This window comes from uncultured Parasphingopyxis sp. (assembly GCF_937129435.1).
Classification (GTDB): domain Bacteria; phylum Pseudomonadota; class Alphaproteobacteria; order Sphingomonadales; family Sphingomonadaceae; genus Parasphingopyxis.
The window spans coordinates 1-17,429 of sequence record NZ_CAKZNF010000049.1 but is presented as its reverse complement, the minus strand read 5'-3'; the positions used below and the strand labels follow the sequence as shown (position 1 = coordinate 17,429).

The 17,429-nt window shown below is 64.8% G+C and carries 18 protein-coding genes; 7 read left to right on the top strand and 11 right to left on the bottom strand.

The genetic code is table 11. The features are described from left to right. Positions 1 to 1,752 carry an amidohydrolase gene (locus Q0139_RS08810; RefSeq protein WP_298020352.1) on the top strand — a complete coding sequence of 584 codons (1,752 nt, stop codon included), beginning with the start codon at positions 1 to 3 and terminating at the stop codon, positions 1,750 to 1,752. Between the two features lie 175 nt (positions 1,753 to 1,927). On the opposite strand, the gene Q0139_RS08805 is transcribed toward Q0139_RS08810, so the two are convergent. Then, on the bottom strand, positions 1,928 to 3,988 hold the full coding sequence (locus Q0139_RS08805; protein WP_298020301.1) for a protein-disulfide reductase DsbD: 2,061 nt from the start codon (positions 3,986 to 3,988) through the stop codon (positions 1,928 to 1,930). Between the two features lie 69 nt (positions 3,989 to 4,057). Between Q0139_RS08805 and Q0139_RS08800 the strand changes: the two genes are divergently transcribed. Together Q0139_RS08800 and Q0139_RS08795 are read left to right on the top strand one after the other, a co-directional pair. Beyond that, on the top strand, positions 4,058 to 5,692 hold the full coding sequence (locus tag Q0139_RS08800; RefSeq protein ID WP_298020298.1) for an alkaline phosphatase family protein: 1,635 nt from the start codon (positions 4,058 to 4,060) through the stop codon (positions 5,690 to 5,692). 19 nt (positions 5,693 to 5,711) lie between these two features. After that, the gene (locus Q0139_RS08795) at positions 5,712 to 6,629 is read left to right on the top strand and encodes an alpha/beta hydrolase (protein WP_298020295.1); all 918 of its coding nucleotides are present in this window, start codon (positions 5,712 to 5,714) and stop codon (positions 6,627 to 6,629) included. Here the strand turns inward: Q0139_RS08795 and Q0139_RS08790 are convergent. Then, on the bottom strand, positions 6,626 to 7,567 hold the full coding sequence (locus tag Q0139_RS08790; RefSeq protein ID WP_298020293.1) for a right-handed parallel beta-helix repeat-containing protein: 942 nt from the start codon (positions 7,565 to 7,567) through the stop codon (positions 6,626 to 6,628). The two genes, Q0139_RS08795 and Q0139_RS08790, sit on opposite strands and share 4 nt — an antisense overlap. Positions 7,568 to 7,705: 138 nt before the next feature. Here Q0139_RS08790 and Q0139_RS08785 point away from each other — a divergent pair, with 138 nt between their 5' ends. Further along, positions 7,706 to 8,341, top strand: a complete 636-nt coding sequence (locus Q0139_RS08785) for a trimeric intracellular cation channel family protein (RefSeq protein WP_298020291.1) — start codon at positions 7,706 to 7,708, stop codon at positions 8,339 to 8,341. On the opposite strand, the gene sppA is transcribed toward Q0139_RS08785, so the two are convergent. The 3 genes from sppA to Q0139_RS08770 form a co-directional block, all read right to left on the bottom strand. Beyond that, positions 8,334 to 10,235 carry a signal peptide peptidase SppA gene (gene sppA, locus Q0139_RS08780; protein WP_298020286.1) on the bottom strand — a complete coding sequence of 634 codons (1,902 nt, stop codon included), beginning with the start codon at positions 10,233 to 10,235 and terminating at the stop codon, positions 8,334 to 8,336. The two genes, Q0139_RS08785 and sppA, sit on opposite strands and share 8 nt — an antisense overlap. 68 nt (positions 10,236 to 10,303) lie before the next feature. Then, on the bottom strand, positions 10,304 to 10,942 hold the full coding sequence (locus tag Q0139_RS08775) for a DUF1109 domain-containing protein (protein ID WP_298020283.1): 639 nt from the start codon (positions 10,940 to 10,942) through the stop codon (positions 10,304 to 10,306). After that, complete coding sequence (locus Q0139_RS08770; protein ID WP_298020281.1) at positions 10,939 to 11,466, bottom strand: sigma-70 family RNA polymerase sigma factor; 528 nt, start codon at positions 11,464 to 11,466, stop codon at positions 10,939 to 10,941. Before Q0139_RS08770 ends, Q0139_RS08775 begins: the two co-directional genes overlap by 4 nt. Before the next feature lie 350 nt (positions 11,467 to 11,816). Here Q0139_RS08770 and groES point away from each other — a divergent pair, with 350 nt between their 5' ends. Continuing rightward, on the top strand, positions 11,817 to 12,104 hold the full coding sequence (gene groES / locus Q0139_RS08765; protein WP_298020278.1) for a co-chaperone GroES: 288 nt from the start codon (positions 11,817 to 11,819) through the stop codon (positions 12,102 to 12,104). A 52-nt stretch (positions 12,105 to 12,156) separates the two neighbouring features. After that, positions 12,157 to 13,806, top strand: a complete 1,650-nt coding sequence (gene groL, locus Q0139_RS08760) for a chaperonin GroEL (RefSeq protein ID WP_298020275.1) — start codon at positions 12,157 to 12,159, stop codon at positions 13,804 to 13,806. A gap of 90 nt (positions 13,807 to 13,896) precedes the next feature. Here groL and Q0139_RS08755 read toward each other — a convergent pair whose 3' ends face one another. The 4 genes from Q0139_RS08755 to Q0139_RS08740 form a co-directional block, all read right to left on the bottom strand. Further along, positions 13,897 to 14,127 (bottom strand): hypothetical protein, encoded by a 231-nt coding sequence (locus Q0139_RS08755; RefSeq protein ID WP_298020272.1) that lies wholly within the window; start codon positions 14,125 to 14,127, stop codon positions 13,897 to 13,899. A gap of 112 nt (positions 14,128 to 14,239) precedes the next feature. After that, entirely contained in the window at positions 14,240 to 14,548 is a 309-nt protein-coding gene (locus Q0139_RS08750; protein WP_298020269.1) for a hypothetical protein, read from the bottom strand. A gap of 114 nt (positions 14,549 to 14,662) precedes the next feature. Continuing rightward, positions 14,663 to 15,529 carry a VacJ family lipoprotein gene (locus tag Q0139_RS08745; RefSeq protein WP_298020266.1) on the bottom strand — a complete coding sequence of 289 codons (867 nt, stop codon included), beginning with the start codon at positions 15,527 to 15,529 and terminating at the stop codon, positions 14,663 to 14,665. Positions 15,530 to 15,773: 244 nt separating this feature from the next. Beyond that, a complete protein-coding gene (locus Q0139_RS08740; protein ID WP_298020263.1) occupies positions 15,774 to 16,508 on the bottom strand; it encodes a hypothetical protein in 735 nt (244 codons plus the stop codon). Here Q0139_RS08740 and Q0139_RS08735 point away from each other — a divergent pair. Next, positions 16,507 to 16,635, top strand: a complete 129-nt coding sequence (locus tag Q0139_RS08735) for a hypothetical protein (protein ID WP_298020260.1) — start codon at positions 16,507 to 16,509, stop codon at positions 16,633 to 16,635. The genes Q0139_RS08740 and Q0139_RS08735 overlap by 2 nt on opposite strands. Positions 16,636 to 16,682: 47 nt before the next feature. On the opposite strand, the gene Q0139_RS08730 is transcribed toward Q0139_RS08735, so the two are convergent. Together Q0139_RS08730 and Q0139_RS08725 are read right to left on the bottom strand one after the other, a co-directional pair. After that, positions 16,683 to 16,955, bottom strand: coding sequence for a hypothetical protein (locus Q0139_RS08730; protein WP_298020257.1), 273 nt, complete (start codon positions 16,953 to 16,955; stop codon positions 16,683 to 16,685). 54 nt (positions 16,956 to 17,009) lie between these two features. Then, the coding region (locus tag Q0139_RS08725; RefSeq protein ID WP_298020254.1) for an IS1595 family transposase at positions 17,010 to 17,429 on the bottom strand (420 nt) is incomplete at its 5' end.

The window sequence follows — 17,429 nt, the reverse complement described above, 5'->3', positions numbered from 1 at the left end:
ATGCGAGCCATTTCGATTGGGGTGGGGGCACTCGCGGCCGCTCTGGCGGCAACCCCGGCCATGGCCGATGCGCTGCTCGACAACGCCAATGGCTACACGCTCGACGAAGACGGCAACCTGACGCGCTTCACCGGCATGCTCTTCGACCCGGAAACGGGCCGCGTCACGCGTCTCCTTTCGCGCCGCGACGACCGGCCGCGCGAGGTCGATTTCCGGCACGATGCCGAAGGGCGCACCGTCATCCCCGGCCTGATCGACGCGCATGGACATATGATGGGTCTCGGCTTCGGTGCCATCCAGCTCGACCTGTCCGATACGGCCAGCCTCGCCGAAGCGCAGCAGCGGCTCGCCACCTATGCGCGCGCGAACCCGACGCTGCGCTGGATAGTCGGCCGCGGCTGGAACCAGGAAGTCTGGGGCCTCGGCCGTTTCCCCAATGCCGCCGATCTCGACGCAGCGGTATCGGACCGGCCCGTCTGGCTGGTCCGCGTCGACGGCCATGCCGGTGTCGCCAACAGCGCCGCGATGCGCGAGGCGGGAATTTCGGCCGAGACGCGCGCCCCCGAAGGCGGGATGATCGAACGCGACGGCAATACGCCCAACGGCCTGTTCGTCGATGCCGCCATGGGCCTGATCGCCGACCGCATCCCGACACCGCAGCCGCCGGTGCGCGATATCGCGTTCCAGGAGGGACAGGACCTGCTGCTCTCCAACGGCGTCACGATGATGCACGATATGGGGACGAGTCAGTCCGACTGGGACGTGTTCCGCCGCGCCGGCGATACCGGGCAGTTGCGAGTCCGCATCGTCAGCTATGCCGACGATCTCGATACGCTGCTCGACGTCGCCGGGGACCGGATGACGGCATGGCTCTACAATGGCCGCCTGCGGATGAACGGGCTCAAGCTCTATATGGACGGGGCACTGGGATCGCGCGGCGCCTTGCTGCTCCAGCCCTATGCCGATGCGCCGGGGCAAACGGGTTTGTCGCTGCTCGACGGGGTCGGCCTTCGCAATCGGCTCTCGCGTCTGGCGCTCGACCGGTTCCAGCCGGCTGTTCATGCCATCGGCGATTCCGCGAACCGCGAAACGCTCGACGCGATCGACGACATCGCCGACCGCTATAATGACGACCGGCGCTGGCGGATCGAACATGCGCAGATCGTCAATCCGAACGACCTGCCGCGCTTTGCCCGGCACGGCATCATCGCTTCGATGCAGCCCGTTCATCAGACGTCCGACCGGACGATGGCCGAGGCGCGGCTCGGGCCGGACCGGTTGCAGGGCGCCTATGCGTGGAATTCGATGCTGCGCGTCGGATCGCGCCTCGCCTTTGGCAGCGATTTTCCGGTCGAAAGCCCCAACCCCTTTCCCGGTCTCGCCGCCGCGGTGACCCGGCAGGACGCGAACGGTCAGCCTCCCGGCGGCTGGCAGGGGCATGAGCGGCTGACGATGCCGCAGGCCTTCGCCGCCTTCACCACGGGCGCCGCCTTTGCCGGTTTCGCCGAGGATCAGGTGGGCCGGCTGGCGCGCGGGCTCTACGCCGACTTCGTGATCCTCGACCGCGACATCTTCGACGTGCCGCCCGAACAGGTGCGCGAAACGCAGGTGATCGAAACCTGGGTCGGCGGCGAGCGAACCTGGACACGAGAAGCCCAGCGCCGCCGCCAGCAATCGCGCAACGCCCCGCCGATGGATGCCCCCGTCGGCCCGATGATCACCGACGACGAGGAAGTGACGGAGGGGCGGTGAATCCAAGCCTTCTCCCATCGGGAAAAGGATACGAAGCCTTGGGAGCAGAGCGACCTATGCGAAGTTGGATGAGGGGTCCCCGCTACCGATAGGGGCGATCCCCTCACCCAACTCGTTCTAGGCTCGTTCCTCGCCAAGAACTCGGTATCCCTCTCCCGATGGGAGAGGGTTTGGGCTACAATCCCGTCAGCCGCCCGACCGTCAAAATCTGCGGCAGGATTTCCGCCTCCTCGCCCGGCGCGTACCAGAGATAGAGCGGCACGCCTGAGCGGCCATGGCGCTCGAGGAACCGCCCGATGACGGGATCGCCCGTCGTCCAATCGCCGACCATCACGGCGATGTCGTTCTCCGCGAAATGCGCGGCCACGGCGTCGCTGGCCAGCGCGCCGGCTTCGTTCGCCTTGCACGTGATGCACCAATCGGCAGTGAAATAGACGAACACGCCTCCCTCTCCAGCCCTCAATTCTTCGAGCCGCGCTTCGTCGAACGGTTCGGCGCCTAGCGCACCCGAAGCGGCCAGATCGGCGGAGAGTGCCGGGCGCTCGGTCGGCAGGAAGACCATCGCCAGCGCAACGACCGCGAGCACCGGCAACGCCAGCAACCGGCCCGATCCTCCCTTGCGCTGCCGTCCACCGGCCCACCAGAGCAGGCCCGCCATGATCAGCACCGCTGCGATACCGAGCGTCATGCCGTCGACCCCGGTCTGCCGGCCCAGCACCCAGACCAGCGCGAGCGCGGTCAGCGCCATCGGGATCGCCATCACCTTGCGGAATGTGGCGAGCCATGGCCCGGGCTTCGGCAAACGGATGCGGATCGAAGGCACATAGGCGATCAGCAGGAATGGCAAGGCAAGGCCGATGCCGAGCCCGGCAAAGATCGCGAGCGCCGCCGCTGACGGCACGACCAGCGCTGCGCCGAGCGCCGCCGCCATGAACGGGCCGGTGCACGGCGTCGCAACGAAGGCCGCGAGCGCGCCTGTGAAGAAGGAGCCGACCGCGTCATCGCGCCCCGCAAGCCGCCCGCCGCCCGATAAAGCCGGCACCTCGAACAGCCCGGCAAGGTTGAACGTGATCGCGCTGATCAGCAGCAGCAGCAGCAGGATCATGCGCGGATCCTGCAACTGGAACGCCCAGCCGGCCGCCTGCCCGCCCGCCCTGAGCAGCAGGAGCACGACGCCGAGCGCGACACAGACGAGGATCACACCCGCCGTATAGGCGAGCGCGTCCTTGCGCGCCGCCGCATCGCTTTCTCCCGCTCTCGCCAGGCTCAGCGCCTTGAGGCTGAGAATCGGGAAGACGCAGGGCATGATGTTGAGCAGCAACCCGCCGAGGATCGCACCGCCGAGTGCGAGGAGGATTGTCGCGACGGTCCAGCTTGTGCCGCGTTCCTCCACCGCAACCGGCGTTCCCGCTGGCGGCACGGTGCCGGGCACGGCGCGCAGCAACAGGCCATCCGCCTCGCCGATTTTTAGCAGACCGGAAATTTCCCTCGCCGCGCTGGCTTCCTCATCGGCAGGCACCTCCACGATCAGCATATCGTCCCGCCGCGTCACACGTTGTTCGGCAGCATAGTCGAGCACCCGATCGGATTCGGCGAAGAAATAGGGATCGGCGATATCGGCATCGCGCGGAAACGGGATACCGATCCGCAGCATGTCGCCCGCCACGGCAAAGACCGCCTCGCTGCCCAGCGGTCGCGGCAATTCGGCGCGATAGCGGTCGAAGGTGGCCCGGTCCCGGGTTGCGCCCCCTTCGCCCACGGTCAGCGTGAGCGTCATCGCCCCGCTTTCGGGAACGCATATTTCGGCGGTACAGGCGAGCCAGTTGCCGCTGACGCGCAGCGGGAGGCGCGTGCCGGGCGCCGCGTCGGCTGGAATTGTTACCTCGGCGAGCAGCGCATAGTCGCGCTCGAACACGTAATTCATGATGCCGCTGATCACGAGCCGCTGCGGGACTGGATAGCGCAGGTCGCCGACGCTGACGCCGTCGGGCACGTCCCACACCCACTCGTCCGGCACGCCCGCATCGCCGGGGTTGGTCCAATAGCCGTGCCAGCCCGGATCGGGCGTCATGCGGATCGCGATCGTCACCGTTTCGCCGGGCGCCGGGGCCATCGTCTCCGCCGCCAATGCCGTCCGGATCGCATTTTCGCGCGGCGCCTGCGCCCCTGCCGGATGCACGAAGGCCGCCAGTGCAAGCATCAGGAGGATCGCGACACGAAGAGAAAGAATTGGCACCTGTTAGCTCCTTGGCGGGCGCGCTATAGCATCGCGATCGCCTTCGCACAGCCGTTTGAGGATCCGCCCATGCCCTTCGCCCGTTTCTCCGCCCTGGTTACGCCGATGCTCATGGCACTGTCCGCACCGGCAGCGGCGCAACAGGCGGAGCCGGCCCGGCCGAGCCTCGTCGTGGCCATTTCGGTCGACCAACTCAGCGCGGACCTGTTTGCCACGCATCGCAGCGCCTTTACGGGCGGTCTGGCGCGGCTGCTCGGCGGTGTGGTGTTTCCCTCGGGCTATCAGGCGCATGCCGCGACCGAGACCTGCCCCGGCCATTCCACGATCCTCACCGGCGCCTTCCCCGCCCGCTCGGGCATTATCGCCAATCGCTGGTTCGACATGGGCGTGACCAGAGAGGATGTGCGCGTTTATTGCGCCGAGGATGTCGCGGTCGAGGGATCGACGTCGAGCAATTATACCCGCTCCAACGCCAACCTTCTCGTGCCGACGCTCGGGGATCTTCTTCGTGCCGCCGATCCCGAGTCGCGCACCGTCGCCGTCGCCGGCAAGGACCGTTCGGCGATCATGATGGGCGGACGCACGACGATGGCCTATTGGCCCGAAAGCGGCGGTTTCGCGAGCTATGCAGGGAGCGAACTTCCGGCGAGCGTGACGCGCGTCAACCAGGCGGTCGGAGCCTCGGTGGCACAGGCGCAGGAAGGGCTTCCCGTTCCCGCCCATTGCGCGCCTTTCGACCGCGCTATCCCGCTGGGCAATGGCCAGAGCGTCGGTACCGGACGCTTCGCGCACGACGCGGGCGATGCCTCGGGCTTCCTGTCCTCGCCCGAAGCCGATCTCGCCGTGCTGAATCTCGCTTCCGAAATGGTCCGCGAACAGCAGCTCGGGCAGCGCGGATCGACCGACGTGCTCGCCATCGGCCTCGCGGCGACCGACTATATCGGTCATCGCTACGGCACCCATGGCCTCGAACAATGCATCCAGATCATGTCGCTCGATTCGATGCTGGGCGCGTTCTTCGAGGAGCTCGACGCGTCGGGCATCAATTATGTCGTCGTACTGACTGCCGACCATGGCGGCCTCGACCTGCCCGAACGGCAGGCGGCCCAAGGCGCGGCCGACGCTGCGCGCCTCACGGCCGATCTCGATGCGATCGCGGATCGGATCGCCGAAGACAGCGGCCTTCCCGCCCCCGTGATCCGCTCCGACGGGCCGTTTGGAGATTTCTACATTGACCCGTCCGTCCCCGAAGACCGGCGCAGCGAAATCCTCGATCGCGCGCTCACCGCCTATTCGGCGCATCAGCAGGTCCGTGCGGTGTATACCGGCGGGGCTATCGCTGCGCAGCCGCTGCCGACCGATCCGCCCGAACAATGGACGCTGCTCGACCGGCTGCGCGCCAGCTACCATCCGGATCGATCGGGCGATTTCCTCGTCGTGCTCGAACCGCGCGTCACTCCGATCCCCGATCCGGGTGTCGGCTATGTCGCGACGCATGGCAGCCCCTGGGATTACGACCGGCGCGTCCCGATCCTCTTCTGGTGGAACGGTGCGGAACATTTCGAACAGCCGCTCGGCGTAATGACCGTCGACATCCTGCCGACCCTCGCCTCGCTGATCGGGTTCGACCTCGGCGAGACCGAGATCGACGGTCGATGTCTCGACGTGATCGCCGCGGTCGATGCGAGCAACTGCTCGCAATAGGCAAGGGAGAGAACCGACCGTGCAGCTGATCGCCAACAATATCGCCATCGAGGCCGAGGACCATGGCGATCCGGCAGACCCGGCGATCCTGCTGATCATGGGTTTCGGGGCGCAGCTGCTGTTATGGCCCGACGAACTGGTCGAGGCGCTGGTTGCCAAGGGCTTTCGCGTCGTCCGGTTCGACAATCGCGATATCGGCCTGTCGCACAAGTTCGAGGGCGAGAAGGCGCCGCACCCGCTCTGGCATCTCTTCTCGAAGAAGGTCCTGCGCCGCGAGAAGATGGCACCCTACACGCTCGAGGATATGGCGGACGACGCTATCGGCGTGCTCGACGCACTCGGGATCGAGCGCGCGCATGTGATGGGCGCGTCGATGGGCGGGATGATCGCGCAGATCGTCGGTGCGAACTATCCGGATCGTGTGCTTTCCCTGATTCCGGTGATGACCTCGACCAACAATCCGAAGCTTCCGGGACCGAAAAAGGAGATCCGGGCGATGCTGTTCAGGGCGGCGCGCAACCGGCCGACCGACAAGGAAGAGGCCGTCGCCGCCGGAACCGATTTCTTCACGGCGATCGGCGGCTCGGCCGGGAGTGAGCGGCAGGAGATCAAACAACTTGCGCGGCAGATAGTCGAACGCAGCTTCTATCCGGAAGGCCCGCCGCGTCAGATGGCGGCGATCATCGATACGGGCGATCTCAGGCCGTGGACGCGCCGCATCACGGCACCGACGCTCGTCATCCACGGAGCCGACGATCCGCTGATCCTGCCTGCGGGCGGTGAGGACGTCGCGCGCAATATCGAGGGGGCCCAGCTTGAAGTGATAGAGGGCATGGGCCACGATCTGCCGCCGTCGCTCATCCCCAAAATGGCCGAGATCGTCGCGACGCATTGCCGGGCGCATGGCCCGGCGGCGGGCGAAAAAAGCGCCGCCTAGCGCCGGTCGAACGGCGAGATACCGCGGCCGAGCTGGTTGGAGGCCATCTGCAATTGCTCCCCGCTCCAGTCGGCGACGAAGAAGGTGTTGCGATCGATGCCCGGGGCGATGGCCGCGCGGTTGTTGCGGATCGTGAGGCCGGCGCTGGAATTGTCCCGCGCTTCCGCCGCGACGGCGACGAAGGCGCTGTAATTTTCCTTGTTCGCGCCCTGCACGAATTCGTTGTCCGCGATGACGCCGCGTGCACCCGCTGGCAGGTCGATCATGTAATTGGTCTCGCGCCCCTGGGTATCGTCGAAGCTCGACGCGGTGACGGTGATGTTCGCCGCCCGGCTTTTGACATAGTGCCCGCCCGTGCCGCGTTCGAAGCGCGAATGGGTGACTTCGAGCCCGCCATAATGGCCGATATAGATGCTGTGCGCGCAGCTATAGTCGCCGCCGCAGCGCCCCAGCCCCGAGAAGGTCGAACGGTCGATGCGGATCGTCGAGGACGGATCGTCGCCCGCTAGGATCCCTTGCTCGCTGTCGCGGAACATCGAATTGTAGACGTCGAGATTGCCGCGTTCGAGGCGGATGCCGGCGCCGTTCGCGTCGGGAACGGAAATGTTCTGGAAGACCAGCCCGTCGACGAGCGCGCCCTCACCGCGCAGGACGAGCGTTGCCTTGCCCTCGCAGGCCGTCCGGTCGAAGATTGCCGTGCCGGGTTCGGCGGCACGGAAGGCAATGGCGCCGCGTTCCTGCACGGCGCATTGGCGATAGGTGCCCGGCGCGATGACGATCGTGCCCTCGCCATTGCCGATCGCGGCCACGGCCTGATCGAGCCGGGAAAAGCCCTGCCCCGTTTCGGCGATGGTGAACGGCGCGGTGCCCTGCTGCGCGAACAGCGGCGCGGTGATGGCGGCGAGGCCGACAATAAGGGCAACGGAGAAACGGCGCATGGTCAGAACACTCCTCTTGAGCGAGGCCCCGCGATGCGCGCCGGAGAGTTAAGAAAGCCTGTCGAAACACGGTTAAAACGCCCTTTTCGCCGCGTTAACGCTCTTTTTGCCTTTGTGCGGGGCGTGTAAGGCGGCGCGATGACGCCAGAGCTTCCCATCGGCCCCGTGCTGTCCGCGCTCGATCTTGCCGGAATCGGGCTATTCGCGGCGACCGGCGCGGTCGCGGCGGCGCGGGCGAAACAAACGCTCGTCACCTTCGCCTTTTTCGCGCTGGCGACCGGCGTGGGCGGCGGGACGGTGCGCGACCTGCTCATCGGCGCGCCGGTCTTCTGGATCGCGGACGCCCGGCCGCTTGTGGCCTGCCTCGTCATCGCCCTGCTTGTATGGGTGACGCCCGCGCGGATCTGGCACGGCAAGGCGCTCGACTGGCTCGATGCCGTGGGGATGGCGGCCTATGCCGTGTTCGGCGCGGCCAAGGCGCTGTCCTTCGGCGTCGCGCCCGTGCCGGCCGTAATCATGGGCATCTTCACCGCCTGCCTCGGCGGCATCATCCGCGACGTGCTGGCAGGTGAACCCTCGATCATCCTGCGGCCCGAACTGTATGTAACGGCGGCGGCGCTGTCGGCTGCCCTCTTCGTCGGGCTGACGACAGCAGGCCTCATGCTTCCAGTCGCGGCAGCCATCGCCGCACTCGCAGGTTTCGCCTTGCGCGCGCTGGCGATCTGGAAGGGGCTGGCCCTGCCCGTCTATCGCGGCGGCGACGGGACTAGCTGAACAGCCAGGCGGCAATCATGGTGGACATGCTCATGTCCATCGGCGGATGATGGGATCGCGCCGTGCCCGTTTCGACCGGACAATCGAGGCAGCGCGCCTGCATGACCGGGCCGTCCAGCAGCATCTGCATTTCGGCCCGCGCCGTCGCCAGCACCGCACGCGGATCGGGCGACAGGCGGGTCCAGATGTCGCGCGGACTGCTGCTCGCGGGTTCGCTGGCACCCGCCCAGCTCTGGATGAACTGCGCGAAGCCCGACGGCTCCGGTTCGATATAGACGGCGCTGACGTCGTCGGCGTCGAGCCCCGCGCGTTCGGCGGCGATATCGATGGCATCGCTCAACGTGCCGAACCGGTCGACCAGCCCCAGCTGCCGCGCCGTCGCACCGGCCCAGACGCGGCCCTGCCCGATCTCGTCGACGCGCTCGGCCGGCATGTTGCGTGCGCCCGACACCAGCGAGAGGAAGCGGCGATAGATATCGTCGGTCCCTGCCTGAAGGAGCCGCCCGGCCTCGGGCGACAGCCCACCGAAGATATCGGGCTCGCCCGAAAGCGGCGTCGTCGCCACGCCGTCCGCGTTGATCGCGAGCTGATCGAGCGTGCCCTCGAAGGTCGGGATGATGCTGAACACGCCGATCGAACCGGTGATCGTCGAGGGTTCGGCGACGATATAGTCGCCCGCCGTCGCTACCCAGTAACCGCCCGAAGCGGCAAGATTGCCCATCGAGACAACGACCGGGATATCGCCTTCTTCCTCGGCCGCCTGCAAGATGGCCTGGCGGATGCGTTCGGACGCCAACGCCGATCCGCCCGGCGAATCGACGCGGACGACCAGCGCGGCGAAATCATGGCCTTCGGTCGCACGGCGGATCAGCCGAGCGATCGTCTCCCCGCCCGCCGTGCCGGGACCGGCCTCGCCATCGACGATGGTGCCCGCCACCGTAATCACGCCGATCTCCGATCCGCCGGTCGGCGCGGGGTTCGCGGCGATCCAGTTGGCGAGCGGAACGGCCTGGAAACCGGGGCTGTTCTCGCCCACACCCTCGCCTGCGATTTCCGCGATGCGCGCGACCCAAGCTTCGCGCCCGCCGACCCGATCGACCAGATTGGCCGCACGAGCGGCGCGCGACAAATCGTTGCCAGCGGCTTCGACCGTATCGGCGGGCGCGGCGATGATGCTTTCCAGATCGGCATCGGGCCGGGCGCGGGCCACGTCTTCGCGCCAGATCTCGAACAGCGTGTCGGCAAGAGCCTGATTCGCCTCGCGCGCTTCGGGCGACATCTGGTTTTCGGTATAAGGTTCGACCGCGCTCTTATATTGCCCGGCGCGGAAGACATTGGCGGTGACGCCGTAACGGCGCAGGATATCGCCATAATAGAGCCGATTGCCGCCGGGTCCGACGATCAGTGCGCCGCCCATCGGATTGACCCAGACCTCGCTCGCATGGGCGGCCAGCGCATAGCCCGAATCGGCATAGCCGGTGGCATAGGCGATGACGGGCTTGCCCGCCTCGCGCACCCGCTCGATCGCATCGCCAACCTCGAGGATGGCGCTCTGCCCGCCGCCCAGAAACCCGTCGAGATCGAGTGCAACGGCCGTGATCCGATCATCGGTCGCCGCCGCGTCGAGCGCGCGGACGATATCGCGCAGCCGGTATTCGCGCAGATTGTCGGCGGTGCCGCTCAGCACCTCGACCGGCGCAGGTTCCGATGGCTGTTCGACGATCGTGCCGTTGAGGTTCATGTAGAGCGCGCCGCTCGACGGCACGGCGGGATTGGGGCTGAAGCTCAGCAGCATGTAGAGTAACCAGAAGAACAACAGCATGAAGATCAGGACGAGGCCGTCCTTGATCGCCACCAGGATCTTCCATGCACCGCGCAGCAACCGCATCGTCATTCACCTTCGCTTTCGCCGCCGATTTAGGCGCAGCACGGCACGAAGACAAATGGTGATCGACGCCGCCGCTACCAGCGTATCGCGTGCGGGACGGCAAGCCGGCCGATCACCGCCGCGGCAACCAGCGCGATCCCGTTCCAGATTGCGATATAGACGATGTCGTCATGCGGGCAGTGCAACGCATAGGCGAAGGCGCCGAGGCTGCCCGCGGCAATCCCGACGAGCCAGCCCGCGCGTTCGGGATAGACAGGCGCGCCGCGGCGAAGCCACAGCGTGAGCGCCGCCCCCGTCGCCAGTGCAATGCCGAGCGACCAGCGCAGGCATTCCATCCCGTCCCACATATGCATGCGTTCGGAAAGCGGCACCCCGTCGGCAATCGCCACCACAACCGCCGCGAGCGGCACGATCGCCGCCGCGGCCAACGCCCAGCGCCAGCCGCCATGGCTGCTGCCGAGCGACGGCCGCGCCATCCGTGCGATCGAAACGAGGCAGGCGATGGCAAGCAGCGCGAGCAGCCCGGCGCGCAACACGAAGATCGGATCGGCAAAGGATGGGCCATAGGCGCTGCGCGCGCCGATCAGCCCGATCACCAGCATCCCGCCGCCCATAGCGGCAAGCAAGGCGATGGCGGCAACCGACCAGGACCGGATGGGGCGAACCGGGCGGAGATCGTCGGCCAGCGCGTCAAGATCGGGGCGGTCGGTCATGTGGTTTCCTCGATCAGCGCCGCCATGCGCTTCAGCCCGCGATGGACGTTGACCTTCACCGCCGATTCCGATTGCCCGCTCCTGGCGGAGGCTTCGGCAACGCTCAGCCCATCGATCTTGGTCAGCCGGATCGCCAGCGCCTGCGCCTCCGGGATCGTGCCGAGCAGCCGGTCGACGCCGAGCCGCGCGCCGACGGCATCTTCCTCGCTCTCGACCGCCGGCTCGACAGCCAGTTCGGCCTCCGGCGCACGGTAAACCCTGCGCAGGTGATCGAGCCAGCGATAGCGGGCGATCGCCGCCAGCCACGGCAGGAACGCCCGGTCGCTGTCCCAGGAGGCGCGCTTGCGGTGGAGCGAGATCAGCGTTTCCTGCACGAGATCCTCCAGCGCATCGGGATGCGCCTTGCGGCCGTAGAACCGCCGCAACCATGCATCGCATTCGCCCAGCAGCTCGCGATAGGCCGCCCTGTCGCCATGCTGGGCCTGCGCCATAAGATGCGCGAGTGTTGCCTCGTCCGCAGCCATGGCGAGAGATTAGCAGGCTCCCTGCCGGCTTGCAGCAGCGACCGCATCGTCTCTGGTGTTTCGATCATGACTCACTACATCGCCCTTCATGCCCGCCCGGCAGGCGATATCCCTATTCGCGTCTCGGTTCGGCGCGCGGCGGAAACCGGTTACGGCAGGCGATGAAAATTTTTGTGCCGCCGGCGCTTTTTTTCCTTGAACGCCAGGTGAACCCGACTACATCGCTTCTGTTAGCACTCTCCATCAGTGAGTGCTAAAGCTTGTTAAGGGCATCGGCGGAAATCCGCGGCATTTCGGTAGGTTGAAATGATCCGGTTTTCGCCTTTGGGACAACAGAAAGGATTTCGAATATGGGATTTCGTCCGTTGCACGATCGCGTGCTCGTTCGTCGCGTCGAGGCCGAGGAAAAGACGGCCGGCGGCATCATCATCCCCGACAGCGCCCAGGAAAAGCCGCAGGAAGGCGAAGTCGTCTCCGCCGGCACGGGCCTCAAGTCGGATGACGGCAAGATCACCCCGCTTGACGTCAAGGCCGGCGACCGCATCCTGTTCGGCAAATGGTCGGGCACCGAGGTCAAGCTCGACGGCGAAGACCTGCTCATCATGAAGGAAAGCGACATTCTCGGCATCGTTGGCTGAGGACAGTCGCTTTTTTCATTCCAGGAACCCTCAAGAACAAAGGTAAGCTAAAATGGCAGCCAAAGACGTGAAATTCTCGCGCGACGCGCGCGAGCGCATCATGAAGGGCGTGGACACGCTCGCCAACGCGGTGAAGGTGACGCTGGGTCCGAAGGGCCGCAATGTCGTCATCGAGAAATCGTTCGGATCGCCCCGTATCACCAAGGACGGCGTGACCGTCGCCAAGGAAATCGAACTGAAGGACAAGTTCGAGAATATGGGCGCGCAGATGGTCCGCGAAGTCGCTTCGAAGACCAACGACATCGCCGGTGACGGCACGACGACGGCGACCGTTCTCGCCCAGTCGATCGTCAAGGAAGGCATGAAGTCGGTCGCCGCCGGCATGAACCCGATGGACCTCAAGCGCGGCATCGATCTCGCCACGATCAAGGTCGTCGAGAACCTGCAGAGCCGTTCGCGCGAAGTTTCCGGCACCGAGGAAGTCGCCCAGGTCGGCACGATCTCGGCCAATGGCGACAAGGAAGTCGGCGAGAAGATCGCCGAGGCCATGGAAAAGGTCGGCAAGGAAGGCGTGATCACGGTCGAAGAGGCCAAGGGTCTCGAATTCGAACTCGACACCGTCGAGGGCATGCAGTTCGACCGCGGCTATCTTTCGCCCTATTTCGTCACCAACCCGGAAAAGATGAATGTCGAGCTCGATAACCCGTACATTCTGATCCACGAGAAGAAGCTGACGAGCCTGCAGCCGATGCTGCCGATCCTCGAATCGGTCGTCCAGTCGGGCCGTCCGCTGCTGATCATCGCCGAGGATATCGAGGGCGAGGCTCTGGCCACGCTCGTCGTCAACAAGCTGCGCGGCGGCCTGAAGGTCGCGGCCGTCAAGGCGCCGGGCTTCGGCGATCGCCGCAAGGCGATGCTCGAGGACATCGCGATCCTGACCAAGGGCGAGATGATCTCGGAAGATCTCGGCATCAAGCTCGAGAACGTCACGCTCGGCATGCTCGGCGAAGCCAAGCGCGTCACCATCGACAAGGACAACACGACCATTGTCGACGGTGCGGGCGACGCGGCTTCGATCAAGGGCCGCTGCGAGGCGATCCGTCAGCAGGTCGAGAACACGACCAGCGACTATGACCGTGAGAAGCTGCAGGAACGTCTCGCCAAGCTCGCCGGCGGTGTCGCCGTGATCAAGGTCGGCGGTGCCACCGAGATCGAAGTGAAGGAACGCAAGGACCGCGTCGATGACGCGCTGCACGCCACGCGCGCGGCCGTCGAAGAGGGCATCGTCCCCGGCGGTGGTACGGCGCTTCTTTACGCCAAGGCCGCTCTCGAAGGCCTGGAAGGCGAGAATCCCGACCAGACCCGCGGCATCGACATCGTTCGCCGTGCGCTCGAAGCGCCGGTGCGCCAGATCGCCGAGAATGCGGGCTTCGACGGTGCCGTCGTCGCCGGCAAGCTGGTCGACGGCAAGGACGAGAATATGGGCTTCAATGCCGCGACCGATCAATATGAAGATCTGGTCAAGGCCGGCGTTGTCGATCCGACCAAGGTCGTTCGCGCCGCGCTGCAGGACGCCGCGTCTGTCGCCGGTCTGCTCATCACGACGGAAGCCACCGTCGCCGAGCTGCCGGAAGACAAGTCGTCTGCGCCCGCCATGCCCGATATGGGCGGCATGGGCGGTATGGGTGGCATGGGCTTCTAAAGGCCTGCGTCACCAACGCGAAAAAAAGGGGCCGGGGAAGCGATTTCCCGGCCCTTTTTTCATGCCTGTGCCGCGTGAACGGCGATCCGGTTAGTGTTCGGGTTCGTCGGTTTCCGCCTGCCCGGCCGCGGCAGCCTCGGCGGCTTCCGCTTCGCGCATCCCCATCTGCGCTTCTTCCTGCGCCGCATCGAGCTGAGCGGCAGCCTCGTCGAGCTCGCGATTTTCCGCCGCCGTCAGCCCCTCTGCATCCTCCGGCGCACCGCAGCCCGTGATCGTCATCGCTATCGCCGTCACCAATGGTGCAAGAATCGCAATACGCATGGCCTCTCCCCTGTTTCACCAGCCGACTGGCCCATCGCACAGGCCATGGGCAAAAGAAAAGGGCCGCGCCCGGCAAGGAGCACGACCCTTTTCGAATTCGCTGGAAGCGAGATTACATCTCGCCGTCCATCTCAGCGGCGGCGTCGTCAGCAGCAGCTTCAACGTCGTCAGCGGCGGCTTCCATTTCGCCCATGGCTTCGTCGCCCATGGCTTCCATGTCTTCGCCCATCGCTTCCATATCGGCTTCGGCTTCGTCAGCCGTGGCTTCCATGTCGGCTTCGGCTTCTTCCGTGGTTTCTTCCTCGGCAGCCGTTTCGGTTTCGGCGCAAGCAGCGAGGCCGAGCGAAGCAACGGCGGCCAGCGAGATAGCAATAGTCTTTTTCATGGGATAATTCTCCCCCGTTTGTTTGCAAAAGAACAACTCTAGCGACAAAGGTCACGGAGATTGCCCCCGACAACCAGTCGCGCGGTTCCTAACCTTCCGGAACCGCTAACGCAAGATTGACTTTTTGCATCGCACTATGCGGCGAGATATTCAGCCGATCGTTCCGGGGCCGGGCGATTCATCGAACCCGCCGTCCCAAATCAGGTCGCTTTCGGTCTCCGGCGCGATTTCGCCATCGGCGGGGGGCACGGTCTCGCCCTGCCCTTCCTCCAGTTCCTCCAGCGCGGCGTCGAACTCGGCGTCCGCACCCCCGCCGTCCTGGCCCAGTTCGTCGACATCATAGTTGAGGATCGCCGCCTCGCGCTGCTGGAAAAAGGCCGATCGCGCCGCCGCATAGGGGTCCACGCTGCTTTCGAGAAACGCATCGCCGCCGGCATCGGTCACATTGGCGCGCGTGTTGACGAGCTCGCCCGCGCGCAGCGCCCACATCGCGCCGGTCGAAAAGTTGAGTTCGCGTTGCATGAAGATCGTCGTCGGATTGGCAACGATATCGACGATCCGGCCGACGATCCCGCGCGATGTCGACGGACCGAACAGCGGCAGCACGCGATACCCCCCGTCGCCGACGCCCCACACCGCCAGCGTCTGGCCGAAATCCTCGGGCGCCGGCTCGATCCCGATCGCCGAGGCGACGTCGATCAGTCCGCCGATCCCGATCGTGGAATTGAGCACGAACCGCCCCAGATTGCGCAAGGCCCGCTCCGGTCGCGCCTGCAGAACGTTGTTCACGAACGACCAGGGTTCGCTCAAATTGGCGAAGAAGTTGGTCACGCCCTGTCGCACCGGTACCGGCGCAATGGCGCGATAGCCATCCGCCACCGGCCGGATAACCGCGCCGTCCACGGCCTGGTTGGCCGAGAAGATATCGCGATTGAATTCCTCATAGGGGTCGCGATCGGCCAGGCCGTTCGGCCCGGCCTGCGTCGTGGCGCACGCGCCAAGGGCAAGCGCCAGCATCAAAGATGCCAGCAATTTCCGGATGTTGGAGAATCCACCGCCTTGCATAAGCCGCGACAGATGCCCGCGCCTCGCGGGGTTGTCGAGTCAAATCCATGTGTAGGGCGGCCGTGTTTGGGGGCACCGCTCGCCATAGTCGCATCGACGATCATGTCACCCACTGCACAAATCGCTCGTTGGATTTATATATACTTGACGTAGGACGCTCCAATGGCGCATGATTCGCTGGACAGGCCGGCGCAGTTCAATCAGTTTCGAAGCGAAGCGGAATCAAGGGTTTCTCGGGCCATTCTGGAGGCCGTTGGAACATCGGGCATCGAACATTCGGCTTACTCGCTGGAAGCCATTGCGGATCAATTGGTGGAAGTTGTCCTTCAGACCGCCACTGACGAAGGGCTGCAACTGCAACCTTCAAAGCCTCGCTGACCGTTCCAGTGCACGTAATCAGCTTATCAATGGACTCTAGAGGCACCTCGGTTTCGGGATCGACCAAAAGTGACTTCGGCTCGCGGGCTTGAGCCTTGCCGACAATGGCGCGGCGCTGGGTGCGTCGGAAGCGCCCGTTTTCGACTTGCCAAGCATCATGGATGACCCGGTTTCGGTTTGGGGCCAGCTCCGTAGCCACGCGATTGAGCAGAGCCACGATCCAATTCTGCCAAGCGTCGTCAATTTCGTTGATTGTGAGCAGGCGCTTGAGCATCGCTGAGCGGGCGTCAAAATTTTCCGGCACGATGCTCGCCACTTCGGCTCTGGTGCAATTTAGGAGTGGCTCGAACAACTTGTCGATGACGACATCTAGGCCAGCGGACTCCATCGAAAGGAAGCCAATCCTTTCGGCCAGTTCGCGATGCGGCTCTGTCACCTCAATGATCTGCCGCGCCAGTTCGCGCATATATTCTAGCTGCTCTTTCGTAACCTTGGCTGGATCTGATATGTCGAAAGGCAATAGCTGTTCGACCAGATCGTCAGAGGATGCCATGTCAGACCCCGATCAAAAGAAAATGGACAAGGTGCTAAAGCGGATGCTGAAAACGCCGCCGAAGCCGTTCACGCCGAAGAAGGAGAAGAACGGTGACAGAAGAGAAGGTGAGACAGATCGTGGCTGAAGCCATTTCGAATGCTCTCGGCTTCGCCGCCGAAGCCCAGGAATGGCTTAGCGGCGGTGACTCCCCTTCGCGATGTCGGCAAGGCGATATTCAACCCTCCGCCAGAGATCGGGAGACGAATAAAGGCTTTCCGAATATTCCTTCATGACATCTTCCCAGATTAGCCGTTTTTCGATGTAGCTTAACCTTTTCTGATCCATGAGGCCTTCGAGCGCCTTGTGTAAGGCGAAACCGGCGGCTCCGATTGAATTGAGCAAATCCCTTTGGAGTTGCTCAACGGCGTCCTCTAAACCAGAAATACGTTCGTTTGGGCTTTTCATTTGCCTCTCCTGAGTCGTTTCCTTCTCAGGCGTAGCAGCAAACGGGCCTTTTGACTAAGCGACTTGGGCTTGGTCAGTCCGCCGATAGGTCAAGCGTTTGCCGCGAATACCTTTGAGGATGCGATCAGCACGTTCGCCATCGTCGTAGCCACGGTTTTCGCGGTTCGTGTAACGGAAATCGAACTCCGCCAGATAGCGGTGCAGATGGGCTTTGTCGCAATGCTGATAGATGCCGGTCATGCCGCGCTTGAAGATGCTGCAATAGCCTTCGACGGTATTGATATGGACATTGCCGCGCGCCCATTCCTTGGCGGAGTGGTTCACGGCCTTGTGGTCGCGCATATGCTTGCCGACGAAGCGATAGTGAGGGCCTTCATCGGTTGCGAGGCGGGCGCTGCGGTCAACATTCTTGAGAACGATAGGGGTAACGGTCGAGCGGTTGACCCTATCGACGACAAAGGCGCGTGAGCGGCC

Bases quoted from the DNA above. Each gene is read 5' to 3' on its own strand.
- Q0139_RS08740 (WP_298020263.1), bottom strand. From the start codon at position 16,508: ATGGCATCCTCTGACGATCTGGTCGAACAGCTATTGCCTTTCGACATA.
- Q0139_RS08755 (WP_298020272.1), bottom strand. From the start codon at position 14,127: ATGCGTATTGCGATTCTTGCACCATTGGTGACGGCGATAGCGATGACG.
- Q0139_RS08775 (WP_298020283.1), bottom strand. From the start codon at position 10,942: ATGACCGACCGCCCCGATCTTGACGCGCTGGCCGACGATCTCCGCCCG.
- Q0139_RS08785 (WP_298020291.1), top strand. From the start codon at position 7,706: ATGACGCCAGAGCTTCCCATCGGCCCCGTGCTGTCCGCGCTCGATCTT.
- Q0139_RS08800 (WP_298020298.1), top strand. From the start codon at position 4,058: ATGCCCTTCGCCCGTTTCTCCGCCCTGGTTACGCCGATGCTCATGGCA.
- Q0139_RS08735 (WP_298020260.1), top strand. From the start codon at position 16,507: ATGTCAGACCCCGATCAAAAGAAAATGGACAAGGTGCTAAAGCGGATG.
- groL (WP_298020275.1), top strand. From the start codon at position 12,157: ATGGCAGCCAAAGACGTGAAATTCTCGCGCGACGCGCGCGAGCGCATC.
- sppA (WP_298020286.1), bottom strand. From the start codon at position 10,235: ATGACGATGCGGTTGCTGCGCGGTGCATGGAAGATCCTGGTGGCGATC.
- groES (WP_298020278.1), top strand. From the start codon at position 11,817: ATGGGATTTCGTCCGTTGCACGATCGCGTGCTCGTTCGTCGCGTCGAG.
- Q0139_RS08790 (WP_298020293.1), bottom strand. From the start codon at position 7,567: ATGCGCCGTTTCTCCGTTGCCCTTATTGTCGGCCTCGCCGCCATCACC.
- Q0139_RS08770 (WP_298020281.1), bottom strand. From the start codon at position 11,466: ATGGCTGCGGACGAGGCAACACTCGCGCATCTTATGGCGCAGGCCCAG.
- Q0139_RS08730 (WP_298020257.1), bottom strand. From the start codon at position 16,955: ATGAAAAGCCCAAACGAACGTATTTCTGGTTTAGAGGACGCCGTTGAG.
- Q0139_RS08810 (WP_298020352.1), top strand. From the start codon at position 1: ATGCGAGCCATTTCGATTGGGGTGGGGGCACTCGCGGCCGCTCTGGCG.
- Q0139_RS08745 (WP_298020266.1), bottom strand. From the start codon at position 15,529: ATGCTGGCGCTTGCCCTTGGCGCGTGCGCCACGACGCAGGCCGGGCCG.